Below are 13,495 nucleotides of genomic sequence, written 5' to 3'. Positions count from 1 at the left end.
GGTCGTCGACCCCTCGCTTCACCGGCGGCCGACGCTCGCCGGCCCCCTCGAGGACCTCGTGATCGACGTCTCCGATGGCGCGGAGCCCCGCGCGCTGCGCGTTCTCGGGTGGGCCGCAGCCGTCTCCCTCCTCCCGGTCGGCGTGACGGCGGCGCTGGCGGGACTCGGAGCGCTCGTGGAACCCGGCTTCGCCTCCCTCCTCCTCTTCCTCGCGGCGGTCGGGCTCCTTCCTGGAGCGCTCGTCTTCGTCCTCCCGTGTGCGGCGCTGGCACTTCGGCGATCGACGTCGACACCGTCGCTCGCTCCGGCCCTCGTCCTGGTTCCAGCGTGGCTGGCAGCCCTGATCGTCGTGTCGCCGTCGATAGCGCTCGTGGTCGGCGTGGCCGACGGGCAGCCGAGCGCGAGCAGTGTCCTGCAGGCGGTCGCTCCGGGCCCGGCGCTCCTCATCGCCGTCCCGCCGAGCATCCTCGCTCTGGGCCTCTCCCTGCTGCTTCTCGCGCTCGGGCGACGGCGGCTCCGCCGGTCCGGTGAGCCACGGCACGAGGAGCGGGCGCCCGGATGGTACGAGTGATCGCGGGCGAGTCCCGCCGTCAGAGCTCCAGCACGTCGCCCGGCTCGAGGGCGTGGTACTCGCCGCCGCCCTCGCGCACCGCCCAGCCGAGCCGGTCGTGGCCGAGCGAGCGCCCCGCCTCCGAGAGCACCTGCTCGTGGGTCGCGAAGGCGTGCCGCGGGGCGAGCTCGAGCACGTAGTCCATCGCCTCGGCGATCTTCATCCACGGTGCTCCCGAGGGAGCAGCGAGGATCTCGACATCGACGCCCTCCGGCACTGTGAACGAGTCGCCGGCGTAGTAGACCCGGCCGTTCACCAGGACGCCCACGTTGTCGATCACGGGGATGCTGCGGTGGATCACCGCGTGACGGGAGCCGAAGAAGCGCAGCTCGAACGGGCCCACCGTCACGACATCGCCGTCGGCGACCGTCTCGACGTCGAAGCCCTCGGCGGCGGCGGCGACCCCGGCCGGGCCGAGGATCCGCAGCGACGGGGCCGCGTCGCGCAGGCGCTGCAGCTGCTCCGGGGTCCAGTGGTCGGCGTGCTCGTGGGTGAGCACCACGGCGACGGTGTCGGTCGTCCCCTCGACGGGCCGGGTGAAGGACCCCGGATCGATCACCAGCCGGGCGCCGTCCTTCTCGATCAGGACGGCGGCGTGCTCGAGTTTCGTCAGTCTCATGCCCCGAGCCAACCGCCTCGGCGGGCGGCGGGCAAGGCCGGGGCCGAGCGGAGACCGGATGGGCCGGGCGCTCGATTTGCGTCGATGCGGATCCGTGTGCAACACTCTTCGAGTTGCAAAAACGCGGCCCCATCGTTTAGCGGCCTAGGACGTCGCCCTCTCACGGCGGTAACGCGGGTTCAAATCCCGCTGGGGTCACCACGGCAACACGAGAAGAACCCCCGGTCATCCCGGGGGTTCTTCTCGTTTAACGCTCCGGTGTCCACCCCGGTCCGGCTTTCCCGCCCGCGGCGGTGCCCGGCCGGATCGGCGCTAGGATCGCATCCGCGAAGGGGAGTATCCCGACCTTTCCGCTCCCGTCAGTACGCACCGCCCCTGCGCGGCGCCGGGGCGGGACGGGTGACGCGGACCGGCACGGCCGTCCGCTCCCCGGGGAGAGACTTTCGGCCCCTCATCCACTCGGAAGGCCCCCATGCTCGATCTGCCCGTCTGGTTCGTGATCGGCTCGTTCGTCGTCCTGAGCCTGATCCTCGCCGCCGACCTGCTGCTGGTCTACAAGCGCCCGCACGTGCCGAGCCTGAAGGAGTCGGGGCTGTGGGTCGGCTTCTACGTGTCGCTGGCGCTCGTGTTCGCGCTGCTGATGCTGATCCTCGGCGGCGGCGAGCTGGCCGGCCAGTTCGTCGCAGGCTGGCTGACCGAGTACAGCCTCTCGGTCGACAACCTGTTCGTCTTCGTCATCATCATGGGCCGCTTCGCGGTGCCGGCGAAGCTCCAGCAGGAGGTGCTGATGGTGGGCATCATCATCGCGCTGGTCTTCCGCGGCGTCTTCATCCTGCTCGGCGCGCAGCTCATCGAGAGCTTCAGCTGGATCTTCTACCTCTTCGGCGCGTTCCTGGTCTACACGGCCTGGAACCAGGCGTTCGGCGCGGGGGACGAGGACGAGGGCACCGACAACCTGCTCATCCGGCTCCTGCGCCGCCGCGTCAAGATCTCGGACTCGTTCGACGGCTCCAGGATCCGCACCACGATCGACGGCACGCGCCACTTCACGCCGATGCTGATCGTGTTCCTCGCGATCGGCTCGACCGACCTGCTCTTCGCGCTCGACTCGATCCCGGCGATCTTCGGCATCACCGAGAGCCCCTTCATCGTGTTCACCGCGAACGTCTTCGCGCTGATGGGGCTCCGCCAGCTCTACTTCCTGCTCGGCGGGCTGATCGACAAGCTCGAGTACCTCAAGTACGGGATCGCGTTCATCCTCGCCTTCATCGGCGTGAAGCTCGTCCTGCACGCCCTGCACGAGAACGACCTGCCCTTCCTCAACGGGGGCGAGCCGGTGCCGGTGTGGGACATCGACACGATCACCTCGCTCGTGGTCATCGTGCTGAGCATGACCGTGGCGACGCTGGCGAGCCTGGCGAAGATGCGCCGCGAGCACCGCCACATCCAGCTGCACGACGGGCACCCCGAGGTCGTCGCGGACGACGCCCGGTCCTCCGCCGAGGAGAAGTGATCCCGCGATGACGACGACCACGGTCGACCTGCCCCAGGGGGCGCTGCGGCTCGCCGTCAGCAGCAGCACCGACGTCGGCGCCGTCCGCCGCGTCAACGAGGACGCCCTCCTCGCCGACGAGCTGCTCCTGGCAGTCGCGGACGGGATGGGCGGGCACGCACGAGGGGACCTCGCGAGCGCAGCCGCCGTCGAGGCGCTGCGCGAGAGCCGGCCGACGAGCCTGGGTCCGGTGGACGCGGTGTTCGACCTGGTGGAGGGCGCCAACACGGCCGTGCGCGCGCTCGACGTGGGCGGTGCGCTCTGCGGCACGACGCTGACCGGGCTGATGCTCGTGCTCCCCGAGCCCGCGGGCCCGGCCCGCTGGGCGCTGTTCAACGTCGGGGACTCCCGCGTCTACCGCTGGGACGGTGCCGAACTCCAGCAGCTGACGGTGGACCACTCCGCCGTGCAGGAGCTCGTCTCGGCCGGCCTGCTCACCCCCGAGTCGGCGGAGTCGCATCCCGACCGCAACATCGTCACCCGCGCCCTCGGCGCCGACGAGGAGGTCGAGACGGACGTCTGGACGCTGCCCGTCGTGCCGCGCGCCAGCTACCTGCTCTGCTCCGACGGGCTGACGAAGGAGCTCTCCGACCAGCGGATCGCCGCCCTGTTCGCCCGCCGCGACTCCGGCGACCCTGCCGACCTCGCTCAGGCGCTCGTGCGTGCGGCGGTCGAGGCCGGCGGACGGGACAACGTCACCGTCGTCGTCGTCGACGCCGTGCTCGACGCCCGCGCCTGAGCCGGGCGACTCCGTGCCGCGCCCGCCCGGGAGGCGGGGGAGCGCGGTGCTATTCTCGGTCCATGCTGAGTGGCCCGCACCTCCTTCCGTGCCGCGACGAGACCTCGAACTGACGGCCTCCCTCGTCGCGGTGCCTCGCCCGGCCGAGCAGCGACTCCAGGAGGAGAAGGAACCGTCATGATCGAGACCACACCCGGCACAGCCGCGCCCGCGTCGAGTGGAGCAGGGACCGGCAGGAGAGCCGAGAAGCCGCGCACCCTCGCCGAGAAGGTCTGGGACGACCACGTCGTCGTCGCGGGCGAGAACGGCGCTCCCGACCTGCTCTACATCGACCTGCACCTGCTGCACGAGGTGACCAGCCCGCAGCCGTTCGACGGCCTGCGTGCCGCGGGGCGCCCGCTGCGCCGGCCGGACCTCACCATCGCCACCGAGGACCACAACACGCCGACCCTCGAGATCGGACGCCCCATCGAGGATCCGATCAGCCGCACCCAGATCGACGCGCTGCGCCGCAACGCCGGCGAGTTCGGCGTCCGCCTGCACTCCCTGGGCGACGTCGAGCAGGGCATCGTGCATGTCGTCGGCCCCCAGTTGGGCCTGACGATGCCCGGCGTCACGGTGGTCTGCGGCGACTCGCACACCTCCACGCACGGCGCGTTCGGCGCGATCGCCTTCGGCATCGGCACGAGCGAGGTCGAGCACGTGATGGCGACGCAGACGCTGCCGCTGCAACCCTTCAAGACGATGGCGATCACGGTCGAGGGCACGCTGAAGGAGGGGGTGACGGCCAAGGACATCATCCTCGCGGTCATCGCCCGCATCGGCACCGGCGGCGGCCAGGGCTACATCCTCGAGTACCGCGGCTCCGCGATCCGCGCGCTCTCGATGGAGGGCCGGATGACGATCTGCAACATGTCGATCGAGGCGGGTGCGCGGGCCGGCATGGTCGCGCCGGACGAGACGACCTTCGCCTACCTGCACGGCCGCCCGCACGCTCCGGCGGGCGGGGACTGGGACGCCGCGGTCGCCTACTGGCGGACGCTGCCGAGCGACGAGGGCGCCGTGTTCGACGCCGAGGTCGTGATCGACGCCGACGCGCTCGAGCCGTTCGTCACCTGGGGCACGAACCCCGGCCAGGGCGTCTCGCTCTCGCAGGCGGTACCGGACCCTGACGTCCTCGACGATCCGAACGAGCGCGCCAGCGCTCTGCGAGCGCTGGAGTACATGGCGCTGGAGCCCGGCACGCCGATGAAGGAGATCCCGGTCGACGTGGTCTTCATGGGCTCCTGCACCAACTCGCGGATCGAGGACCTGCGGGCCTTCGCTGCCGTCGTCGAGGGGCGCACCAAGGCCCCCGGCGTCCGCGTGATGGTCGTCCCCGGCTCCGCCCGGGTGCGGCTCGAGGCCGAGGCCGAGGGGATCGACCGGATCGTCACCGCGTTCGGCGCGGAGTGGCGCTTCGCCGGCTGCTCGATGTGCCTCGGGATGAACACCGACCAGCTCGTCCTGGGGGAGCGCGTGGCCTCCACGTCCAACCGCAACTTCGAGGGTCGTCAGGGCAAGGGGGCGAAGACCCACCTCGTCTCGCCCCTCGTCGCCGCGGCCACGGCCGTGCGCGGCACCCTCTCCAGTCCCTCCGATCTGGAGCCGGTCCGCGAGAGAGCAGGAGTCTGACCGTGCAGAAGTTCGAGACCGTCACCGCGATCGCCGCGCCCCTGAAGCGCGCCAACGTCGACACCGACCAGATCCTCCCCGGCATCTACCTCCGCCGCATCACGAAGACCGGCTTCGAGGACGCGCTCTTCCACGGCTGGCGGCAGGACGCGGACTTCGTCCTCAACCAGGAGCGCTACCGCGGCGCCGGCATCCTCGTCGCCGGCCCCGACTTCGCCATCGGCTCCAGCCGCGAGCACGCCGTCTGGGCGCTGCGCGACTTCGGCTTCCGGGTCGTCATCTCCCCCCGCTTCGGCGACATCTTCCGGGGCAACGCCGGCAAGCAGGGACTGCTCGCGGCCGTCGTCTCGGAGCCCGACGTCGAGCGGCTGTGGAAGATCATCGAGGGCACCCCGGGAATAGAACCGACGGTGGATCTGGTTGCGCGTACGGTCACCGCCGGTGGCGAGACCTTCGACTTCGAGATCGACGACTACACTCGATGGCGCCTGATCGAGGGCCTGGACGACATCGGCCTGACCCTGCGCGACGAAGCGCTCATTTCCGAATTCGAGACCCGCCGCGAGATCTGGCGGCCCAAGACATTGCCGGTGAAATAGCGTGAACACACTTCTTCAGGACGCCAAGGCCCTGCAGGACGCCAAGGCGTCGGGAGCACGGGTGGGAATGACGACCGAGCGGATCACCATCAACGGCGGGCGACCGCTGGTGGGCCGGATCGAGCTCAAGGGGGCCAAGAACCTGGTCACCAAGGCGATGGTCGCGGCGCTGCTCGGCGAGACCGCCTCCACCCTCCGCGACGTGCCCGACATCAGCGACGTCCGCGTCGTGAAGGGCCTGCTCGAAGTCCACGGCGTCAAGGTGAAGCAGGGCGCCGAGGTGGGCGAGCTGATCCTCGACCCCTCCAACGTCGAGTCCGCGCACTTCGCCGACATCGACGCGCACGCCGGCTCCAGCCGCATCCCGATCCTCTTCTGCGGCCCGCTGCTGCACCGCCTGGGCGAGGCGTTCATCCCCGACCTCGGCGGCTGCCGCATCGGCGACCGCCCGATCGACTACCACCTCGAGGTGCTGCGCAACTTCGGCGCCGTCGTCGAGAAGCTGCCCTCGGGCATCCGGATGTCGGCACCCGAGGGCCTGCACGGCGCCAAGGTGTCGCTGCCCTACCCGAGCGTCGGAGCGACCGAGCAGGTCCTCCTGACCGCGGTGCGCGCCTCCGGCATCACCGAGCTCTCGGGCGCGGCGATCGAGCCCGAGATCATGGACCTGATCAACATCCTGCAGAAGATGGGCGCCATCATCTCGGTCGACACCGACCGCGTGATCCGCATCGAGGGCGTGGACCGGCTCACCGGCTACTCCCACCGCGCGCTCTTCGACCGCAACGAGGCGGCCTCCTGGGCGGCCGCGGCCCTCGCGACCGACGGCGACATCTTCGTCGGCGGCGCCCGCCAGCAGGAGATGACCACCTTCCTCAACGTCTTCCGCAAGGTCGGCGGCGCGTTCGAGATCGCCGAGGACGGCATCCGCTTCTACCACCCGGGCGGCGAGCTCAAGCCGGTCATCATCGAGACCGACGTGCACCCCGGCTTCATGACGGACTGGCAGCAGCCGCTGGTCGTGGCGCTCACGAAGGCCAAGGGCGTCTCGATCGTGCACGAGACCGTCTACGAGCAGCGCTTCGGCTTCGTCGACGCGCTCGTCGAGATGGGCGCGACCATCCAGATCCACCGCGAGTGCCTCGGCGGGCAGGCCTGCCGCTTCGGGCAGCGCAACTTCATGCACTCGGCCGTGATCTCGGGACCCTCGAAGCTCCACGGCGCCGACATCGTCGTGCCGGATCTGCGCGGCGGCTTCTCGCACCTGATCGCGGCGCTCTCGGCCGAGGGCACCTCGACGGTCTCGAACGTCGGCATCATCAGCCGCGGCTACGAGAACTTCCTCACCAAGCTCGAGCTGCTGGGCGCCGACTTCTCGCTCGACGCGTAGCCGCCCACCGGGACCCCGGTGCCGAGGAGGACGACCGTCCTCAGCGGCCCGGGGTCCTGTCGCGTCCGGGCGCGCCCCACGCGGGCGGTTCCGCGGCCTCCTCCAGGCGTCCCCGGATCCGCTTCTCGAGGAGCGCGAGCGTCGTCTCCGGCGCGGGCCGGAGGCCCAGCGGTCCGGGCGACTCGACCAGGACCAGCGTCAGGCGTCCGCGTCGCGTCCCGGCCAGGACGACCTCGAGGGCCTCGCGCGGACGCAGGCCCACCAGCACCCACCGCCGCTCCAGCCGCGCGATCCGCGCCCAGGGCACGACGACGCCCCAGTCGCCGAAGGAGACGGTCAGTCCCCGGCGGCGCGGCACCACCACCGCGTAGGGCCGCAGCGTCGGCAGCGGGAACCGCGGCTCGATGCGACGGAGGCCCGCCCCGAGCCGGCCGCGTCCGAGGACCGCGACGCCGCCGGTCGCCTCCGCCTCGACGTGGGCGAGCGGTGCAACCGCCACGCGCCAGAGGGCGTCGACCCCGCCGATCGCGAGGGCGACGGCCGCCGAGCCGCCGACGAGGACCGCGAGCGTCAGCAGGAGGCCGTCGCCGAGCGCAGCCGCATCGCGTTCGGCCTGCGTGGCGACCAGCACGACTCCCCACACGATCAGCAGCACCAGGCCGGACAGCGCGATCGGCGAGTCGGCGAGTCGGCCGAGCGCTCGGCCGACGGCGTCCCACGGCGACGGGCGGCGACGCGGACGGGGCATGCCGGTACCGTACCCGGCGGCCGGGCCGCTCCTCCCACCGCGGGGCCCCGCTGCTCCCGGGCGTGGGGACGCGGCCCCTCCGATGCGGGATGCGAGGATGGGCGGGTGTCTGAGCGAAGCCGTCCGTCCATCTTCTGGTTCCTCGCGGCGGCGGTGATCCCCGTGATGACCGCCTCGGTCGACCTGCGGATCCGGAACGGCGACAAGATCCCGAGCACCGGGGCCTTCGTGTTCGCGCCGAACCACTACAGCGAGATCGACCCGATCATCACGGGCTGGACCCTGTGGCGCGCCGGCCGCGCACCGCGCTTCCTCGCCAAGGCCTCGCTGTTCTCGGTGCCCGTGCTCGGCTCGATCCTGCGCGGCTCCGGTCAGATCCCCGTCGAGCGCTCGGGCTCGGTCCGCGGCAGCGAGCCGCTGAAGACCGCCAAGGCTCTCGTGGACGAGGGCCGCTCGGTCATCATCTACCCCGAGGGCACCCTCACCCGCGACCCCGAGCTCTGGCCGATGCGCGGCAAGACGGGAGCGGTGCGGATGGCGCTGCAGTACGGGCTGCCCGTCGTCCCGGTCGCGCACTGGGGTGCGCAGCAGCTGATGGGCCGCTACTCCAAGCGGATCACCCTCTTCCGCCGCAAGCGCGTCGACGTGATCGTCGGCGACCCCGTCGACCTGTCCGCCTTCCGCGGACGCAGCCTCGACTCCGCCACACTCAACGAGGCCTCCGCGGTCGTGATGGCGGCGATCACCGCCCTGCTCGAGGAGCTGCGCGGCGAGGCGGCGCCCGAGAAGCGCTGGAACCCCTCCGAGCACAACCAGAAGGACACGGGTCGCTTTGAGTCCGAGCAGTAGGAAGGCGCCCGTCCCCGTGCCCCGCCGCGTCGCCGTCCTCGGCGCCGGCAGCTGGGGCACCACCTTCGCGAAGATCCTCGCCGACGGCGGCTCCGACGTCGTGATGTGGGCGCGCCGCGCCGAGCTGGCCCGCGAGATCACCGAGGCCAAGCGCAACAGCGACTACCTCCCCGGCATCAACCTCCCGCGCAACATCCGGGCCACGCCGCGCATCGAGGAGGCGCTGGAGGGCGCGGACCACGTCTACCTCTCCATCCCGTCGCAGTCGCTGCGGAGCAACCTCGAGGCGATCACGCCGTTCCTCACCGAGCGCACGGTGCTGGTGAGCCTGATGAAGGGCGTCGAGAAGGGCACCGGCCAGCGGATGAGCGAGGTGATCGCGCAGATGCTGCCGGTCTCTCCCGACCGGATCGCCGTCGCCTCCGGACCCAACCTCGCCCTCGAGATCGCCAAGGAGCAGCCGACCGCGGCGGTCATCGCCTCCGAGAGCCTCGTCACCGCGCAGGAGGTGGCCCTCGCGGCGACCAACCGCTACTTCCGCTCCTACGTCAACACCGACGTGATCGGCACCGAGTTCGGCGGCGTGCTGAAGAACCTCATCGCCGTGGCGATCGGCATCGTCGACGGCGTCGGCTACGGCGAGAACACGAAGGCGTCGATCATCACGCGCGGTCTCGCCGAGATGACCGACTTCGCGGTCGCGTACGGCGGACGGGCCGAGACGATGGCCGGACTCGCTGGGCTCGGCGACCTCATCGCGACGTCGAGCTCGTCCCTCTCGCGCAACAACACGGCCGGGCGCCTGCTCGGCCAGGGCTACAGCTTCACTGACGTGGTGAAGTCGATGCAGCAGACGGCGGAGGGGCTCGCCTCCGTCGCGCCGGTCCTCGAGCTGGCGCGCGCCAGGGGAGTCGACATGCCCATCGTCGAGCAGGTGTCGCAGGTGCTCGCCGGTACGCTCGATCCGAAGGACATCGCGCCGCACCTGACCACGGATTCGGACGAGCCACAGGGTGAGAGGAACCTCGATGACCAGCAAGCTCCGCGTGGCCGTTCTGTTCGGGGGGCGCTCCAGCGAGCACTCGATCAGCTGCGCAACGGCGGCCGGGGTGCTGCGGGCGATCGACCGTGACCGCTTCGAGGTGATCCCCGTCGGGATCACCTCCGACGGCGCCTTCGTGCTCGAGGAGGACCGTCCCGAGAAGTTCGCTCTCGACGCCGCGTCGCTGCCCCGCGTCGAGGACGACGGCTCCCGTGTGCGCTGGCCGGAGTCGGCCCTCTCGCGAGAGCTCACCGTGACGACCGAGGACGGCGCGACGCGCTCGCTCGGCGAGGTCGACGTGGTGCTGCCGATCCTGCACGGCCCGTGGGGCGAGGACGGCACCGTCCAGGGGATGCTCGAGCTCGTCGGGCTGCCCTACGTCGGCTCGGGCGTGCTCGCGTCGGCGCTCGGCATGGACAAGCACTTCACCAAGACGGTGCTGCAGGCCGCGGGCCTCGCGGTGGCGCCCTGGTACCTCGTGACCGAGGCGGAGTGGCGCGCCGACCCGGGCGACGCCTCCTCGGCCCTCGACGAGCTGGGCCTGCCCGCGTTCGTGAAGCCGGCGCGGGCCGGCTCGAGCGTGGGCGTCAGCCGGATCGACGAGCGCGAGCAGCTCGAGGCCGCGCTGGAGGAGGCGTTCGCGCACGACTCGCGGGTGCTGATCGAGTCGGGCATCGTCGGCCGCGAGGTCGAGATCGGCGTGCTCGGCGGCCGCCGCGGTGCTCCGGCCCGCGCCTCCGTCGCCGGCGAGGTGGTCGTCACCGGCCGCGGCTTCTACGACTTCGAGGCGAAGTACCTCGGGGCGTCCGGCATCGAGCTGGTCTGCCCGGCCGATCTCACCGACGGCGAGCTCTCCGAGATGCGGTCCCTCGCGATCCGCGCCTTCGACGCGATCGGAGCCGAGGGCCTCGCCCGGGTCGACTTCTTCCTCACCGCCGACGGCTTCGTCGTCAACGAGATCAACACCATGCCCGGCTTCACGCCGGTCTCGATGTTCCCGCGCATGTGGGGCGCGAGCGGCGTGGACTACCCGGACCTGATCAGCGAGCTGCTCGACTCGGCGCTCGACCGCGTCCCGGTCGCCGCCCGATGACGTCGGCGCTCGCGCTCCGCGTCGAGGCGGGCGCGGCCGCGGCGCCCTTCGAGCAGATCCGTGAGCAGATCACCGCTCTGATCGCCGCGGGCGAGCTGCCGGTCGGCACGCGGCTGCCGCCGGTGCGCGCGCTGGCCGAGACGCTGGGCGTCGCCGCAGGGACGGTCGCCCGCTCCTACCGGGAGCTGGAGTCGGCGGGCCTGGTCGAGACGCGCGGCCGGGCGGGCACGGTCGTCGCGGGAGGCGTGGACGCGCTGGAGCGCGAGCTGCAGGCCGCGGCCGCCGTGTTCGCGTCCCGCGCGCGCGAGCTGGGGGCGACCTCCGATGGTGCGCTCACCGCAGCGAGTCGAGCCCTCGGCGTCTGACGCTGAAGCTCAGCCGGTGGGCGTGTCCGTCGGATCGAGGGTGTCGGCGTCCGAGACGTCGGTGCACTCGCGCGTCTGCGGGACGTAGGAGACGGCGTTCGCCAGGTCGAGCGCGGCGGAGGATCCGGACGCGCGGCTCTGGTCGACGGTGATCTCCACCGCGGGATCGCGACCGTAGGTGGTCAGCGTGTAGATGTCCTCGTCCTTCTGCGTCTCGTCGATGATCCAGTCGACTCCGCTGACGTTCACGCAGAGGTCCGTCGTCGGGCCGGGCACCTCGACTCCGCAGTGGAGGATGACGGCGGCCGGGGTGCCCCAGGCGGCGGTGCCCTGAGCGTTCGTCTCGCGCTCGGGCTGCTCCGCGACCACGTCGGGCAGGCGCACCGAGACCTCCGCGCAGCCGGTGCTCGTCGCATCGGCGGCGGGCTCGAGGGCGACGCTGGCCGAGCAGCCCGAGAGCAGCAGGACGGCGGCGGCGGCGAGAAGGGGGGAGCGGAGTCGGCGGGGGGACATCGCCGTCAACGCTAGCGTGTGAACCATGGCAGAGGATCGGAGTCCCACCCTGGCCGAGCTCAGCGAGGGCGAGGTGCTCGCGAGGGTGCTGGCCCGGCTCGGCGGCCCGGGCGCGGAGACCCTGGTCGGGCCCGGCGACGACTGCGCGGTGCTGCGCGCTCCCGACGGCCGCTTCGTGGTGACCACGGACATGATGGTGCACGGCCCCGACTTCCGGCTGGCCTGGTCGCGCCCGGCGGACCTGGGCTGGAAGGCGGCGGTCTCGAACCTCGCCGACGTCGCGGCGATGGGGGCCCGTCCCACCGGGCTCGTCGTCGCGCTCGCGGCACCCCAGTCGCTGGGCGTCGACGTGCTGGAGGGGATCGCGGGCGGCCTCGCCGCCGGCTGCGCCGCGATGGCGCCGGGATGCGGAGTCGTCGGGGGAGACCTGTCCGCCTCCGCGACGCTGACGCTCTCGATCACGGCGTTCGGCTCGCTCGACGGACGACCGCCGGTGCTCCGCAGCGGTGCGAGGCCGGGGGACGTGCTCGCCGTGGCCGGCCCGCTGGGACGAGCGGGGCTCGGGCTGCGCCTGCTGTTCGAGCAGGCGCGGCGGGACGGGGAGCCGTCGGCCGACCTCGCCGACCGGCTCCGCGAGCGGCATCCGTCCCTCCTCGAGGCGCAGCTGCGCCCGACCGCGCCGATCTCCGCGGGCGAGGCCGCGGGCGGGACCGCCACCGCGATGATGGACGTCTCGGACGGCGTGGTGCTCGACGCCCGTCGGATGGCGCGTGCGAGCGGAGTGGCGATAGACCTCGATGCCGCGGCGGTCGACGTGCACGCGCGTGGGCTCGCGGGAGTGGAGGGCGTGGACCTCGACCTGGCGAGGGCGCTGGTGCTGGGAGGTGGCGAGGACCACGCGATGCTCGCGTGCTTCCCTCCCGCCGCGGCGCTGCCGGAGGGCTTCGTCCCGCTCGGGGCCGTCCGCGAGGGGGACCCGGAGGTGCGACTGGGCGGGGTCGCGCTCGAGGCGCGCGGGGGCTGGGACCCGTACCTCGGCTGGGACGGCGCGGCGGGCTGAGGCCGGTCAGCCGGCCGGGGAGGAAGCGGGCGAGACGGGCGACGCGAGCGACGCCGGTGACGCCCACCAGATGGTGGTCTCGCCGTAGTCCTTCCTCCGCTCCCGCTCCAGCCCCGCGGGCCAGCGCGGCTCCGGGCTGCGGGAGCTCCGCTCCACGACGACCACCGCGTCCTCGCGCAGCAGCGGCAGCACGCCGGCGAGATCGGCGGCGAGGTCGTCCTCGCCGAGGTCGTAGGGCGGGTCGAGGAACACCGTGTCCGTGTTGAGGGCCGGGGACCCGTCGAGGAAGGAGCGGACCGAGCCGGTCACCACCTCGATCCGCGGGGCGGGCCGCTTGTTCTTGGCCGCCGCGGTCACGATCGCCCGTGCGTTCTCGCCCGCGGTCCGGGCGGCCTTCGGGTCGCGCTCGACCAGGACGACCGCGCTCGCTCCGCGGCTGGCCGACTCGAGCCCGAGGGCGCCGGAGCCCGCGTAGAGGTCGACCACCGTCGCGCCGTCGAGGGCGTCCCGGGCCTCGAGGGCCGAGAAGACGGCCTCGCGCACGCGGTCGCTGGTGGGGCGGGTGCCCGCGCGCGGGACCCGGAGGGTGAGCGAGCCGGCGAATCCGGCGATGATCCTGGTCACCGGACCGAGCATAGGGCG

The 13,495-nt window shown here is 72.2% G+C and carries 15 protein-coding genes and 1 tRNA gene; 12 read left to right on the top strand and 4 right to left on the bottom strand.

Annotation, left to right across the window (positions count from 1 at the left end; all coding sequences use genetic code 11):
- The first annotated feature begins 58 nt into the window (after positions 1–58).
- The gene (locus tag C5B93_RS00225; RefSeq protein ID WP_104291493.1) at positions 59–571 is read left to right on the top strand and encodes a hypothetical protein; all 513 of its coding nucleotides are present in this window, start codon (positions 59–61) and stop codon (positions 569–571) included.
- Between the two features lie 19 nt (positions 572–590).
- On the opposite strand, the gene C5B93_RS00220 is transcribed toward C5B93_RS00225, so the two are convergent.
- Positions 591–1,229, bottom strand: coding sequence for an MBL fold metallo-hydrolase (locus tag C5B93_RS00220; RefSeq protein ID WP_104291492.1), 639 nt, complete (start codon positions 1,227–1,229; stop codon positions 591–593).
- Between the two features lie 125 nt (positions 1,230–1,354).
- Here C5B93_RS00220 and C5B93_RS00215 point away from each other — a divergent pair.
- The 6 genes from C5B93_RS00215 to murA all read left to right on the top strand — a co-directional run bounded on the left by C5B93_RS00215 (position 1,355) and on the right by murA (position 7,183).
- Positions 1,355–1,430: transfer RNA gene (locus C5B93_RS00215), tRNA-Glu, on the top strand.
- A gap of 271 nt (positions 1,431–1,701) precedes the next feature.
- Complete coding sequence (locus tag C5B93_RS00210; protein ID WP_104291491.1) at positions 1,702–2,742, top strand: TerC family protein; 1,041 nt, start codon at positions 1,702–1,704, stop codon at positions 2,740–2,742.
- Positions 2,743–2,749: 7 nt separating this feature from the next.
- The gene (locus tag C5B93_RS00205; RefSeq protein ID WP_104291490.1) at positions 2,750–3,520 is read left to right on the top strand and encodes a PP2C family serine/threonine-protein phosphatase; all 771 of its coding nucleotides are present in this window, start codon (positions 2,750–2,752) and stop codon (positions 3,518–3,520) included.
- Between the two features lie 177 nt (positions 3,521–3,697).
- Positions 3,698–5,194 carry a 3-isopropylmalate dehydratase large subunit gene (gene leuC, locus C5B93_RS00200; protein WP_104291489.1) on the top strand — a complete coding sequence of 499 codons (1,497 nt, stop codon included), beginning with the start codon at positions 3,698–3,700 and terminating at the stop codon, positions 5,192–5,194.
- A 2-nt stretch (positions 5,195–5,196) separates the two neighbouring features.
- A complete protein-coding gene (gene leuD, locus C5B93_RS00195; protein WP_104291488.1) occupies positions 5,197–5,793 on the top strand; it encodes a 3-isopropylmalate dehydratase small subunit in 597 nt (198 codons plus the stop codon).
- 67 nt (positions 5,794–5,860) lie between these two features.
- Positions 5,861–7,183: a UDP-N-acetylglucosamine 1-carboxyvinyltransferase gene (gene murA / locus C5B93_RS00190; protein WP_181067970.1), complete on the top strand. Its 1,323-nt coding sequence runs from the start codon at positions 5,861–5,863 to the stop codon at positions 7,181–7,183.
- A 40-nt stretch (positions 7,184–7,223) separates the two neighbouring features.
- Here the strand turns inward: murA and C5B93_RS00185 are convergent, their stop codons facing one another.
- A complete protein-coding gene (locus tag C5B93_RS00185) occupies positions 7,224–7,931 on the bottom strand; it encodes a hypothetical protein (protein WP_104291487.1) in 708 nt (235 codons plus the stop codon).
- 105 nt (positions 7,932–8,036) lie between these two features.
- On the opposite strand from C5B93_RS00185, the gene C5B93_RS00180 reads away from it, so the two are divergent.
- Genes C5B93_RS00180 through C5B93_RS00165 form a run of 4 tightly spaced genes read left to right on the top strand, consistent with a single transcriptional unit; the run spans position 8,037 to position 11,280 of the window.
- Entirely contained in the window at positions 8,037–8,780 is a 744-nt protein-coding gene (locus C5B93_RS00180; RefSeq protein WP_258068090.1) for a 1-acyl-sn-glycerol-3-phosphate acyltransferase, read from the top strand.
- Between the two features lie 16 nt (positions 8,781–8,796).
- Entirely contained in the window at positions 8,797–9,912 is a 1,116-nt protein-coding gene (locus tag C5B93_RS00175) for an NAD(P)H-dependent glycerol-3-phosphate dehydrogenase (protein WP_181067828.1), read from the top strand.
- Entirely contained in the window at positions 9,809–10,915 is a 1,107-nt protein-coding gene (locus tag C5B93_RS00170) for a D-alanine--D-alanine ligase family protein (RefSeq protein ID WP_104291486.1), read from the top strand. Before C5B93_RS00175 ends, C5B93_RS00170 begins: the two co-directional genes overlap by 104 nt.
- Positions 10,912–11,280, top strand: a complete 369-nt coding sequence (locus tag C5B93_RS00165; RefSeq protein ID WP_104223095.1) for a GntR family transcriptional regulator — start codon at positions 10,912–10,914, stop codon at positions 11,278–11,280. Before C5B93_RS00170 ends, C5B93_RS00165 begins: the two co-directional genes overlap by 4 nt.
- Before the next feature lie 9 nt (positions 11,281–11,289).
- Here C5B93_RS00165 and C5B93_RS00160 read toward each other — a convergent pair whose 3' ends face one another.
- Positions 11,290–11,793 carry a DUF3515 family protein gene (locus tag C5B93_RS00160; RefSeq protein ID WP_104223096.1) on the bottom strand — a complete coding sequence of 168 codons (504 nt, stop codon included), beginning with the start codon at positions 11,791–11,793 and terminating at the stop codon, positions 11,290–11,292.
- A gap of 25 nt (positions 11,794–11,818) precedes the next feature.
- Here C5B93_RS00160 and thiL point away from each other — a divergent pair, with 25 nt between their 5' ends.
- Positions 11,819–12,853, top strand: a complete 1,035-nt coding sequence (gene thiL, locus C5B93_RS00155) for a thiamine-phosphate kinase (protein WP_104291485.1) — start codon at positions 11,819–11,821, stop codon at positions 12,851–12,853.
- Positions 12,854–12,859: 6 nt separating this feature from the next.
- On the opposite strand, the gene C5B93_RS00150 is transcribed toward thiL, so the two are convergent.
- Positions 12,860–13,477 (bottom strand): RsmD family RNA methyltransferase, encoded by a 618-nt coding sequence (locus tag C5B93_RS00150; protein ID WP_104291668.1) that lies wholly within the window; start codon positions 13,475–13,477, stop codon positions 12,860–12,862.
- Between the last annotated feature and the right edge of the window lie 18 nt (positions 13,478–13,495).

Origin of the sequence: Rathayibacter sp. AY1A2, assembly GCF_002930935.1 — a bacterium.
Classification (GTDB): Bacteria; Actinomycetota; Actinomycetes; order Actinomycetales; family Microbacteriaceae; genus Rathayibacter.
This window is presented reverse-complemented; position numbering and strand designations above follow the sequence as displayed.

What these genes read in the sequence shown, in the direction of transcription:
- C5B93_RS00185 (WP_104291487.1), bottom strand. Translation starts at nt 7,931, where the DNA reads ATGCCCCGTCCGCGTCGCCGCCCGTCGCCGTGGGACGCCGTCGGCCGA.
- C5B93_RS00160 (WP_104223096.1), bottom strand. Translation starts at nt 11,793, where the DNA reads ATGTCCCCCCGCCGACTCCGCTCCCCCCTTCTCGCCGCCGCCGCCGTC.
- C5B93_RS00210 (WP_104291491.1), top strand. Translation starts at nt 1,702, where the DNA reads ATGCTCGATCTGCCCGTCTGGTTCGTGATCGGCTCGTTCGTCGTCCTG.
- C5B93_RS00165 (WP_104223095.1), top strand. Translation starts at nt 10,912, where the DNA reads ATGACGTCGGCGCTCGCGCTCCGCGTCGAGGCGGGCGCGGCCGCGGCG.
- thiL (WP_104291485.1), top strand. Translation starts at nt 11,819, where the DNA reads ATGGCAGAGGATCGGAGTCCCACCCTGGCCGAGCTCAGCGAGGGCGAG.
- C5B93_RS00220 (WP_104291492.1), bottom strand. Translation starts at nt 1,229, where the DNA reads ATGAGACTGACGAAACTCGAGCACGCCGCCGTCCTGATCGAGAAGGAC.
- leuC (WP_104291489.1), top strand. Translation starts at nt 3,698, where the DNA reads ATGATCGAGACCACACCCGGCACAGCCGCGCCCGCGTCGAGTGGAGCA.
- C5B93_RS00170 (WP_104291486.1), top strand. Translation starts at nt 9,809, where the DNA reads ATGACCAGCAAGCTCCGCGTGGCCGTTCTGTTCGGGGGGCGCTCCAGC.
- C5B93_RS00205 (WP_104291490.1), top strand. Translation starts at nt 2,750, where the DNA reads ATGACGACGACCACGGTCGACCTGCCCCAGGGGGCGCTGCGGCTCGCC.
- murA (WP_181067970.1), top strand. Translation starts at nt 5,861, where the DNA reads ATGACGACCGAGCGGATCACCATCAACGGCGGGCGACCGCTGGTGGGC.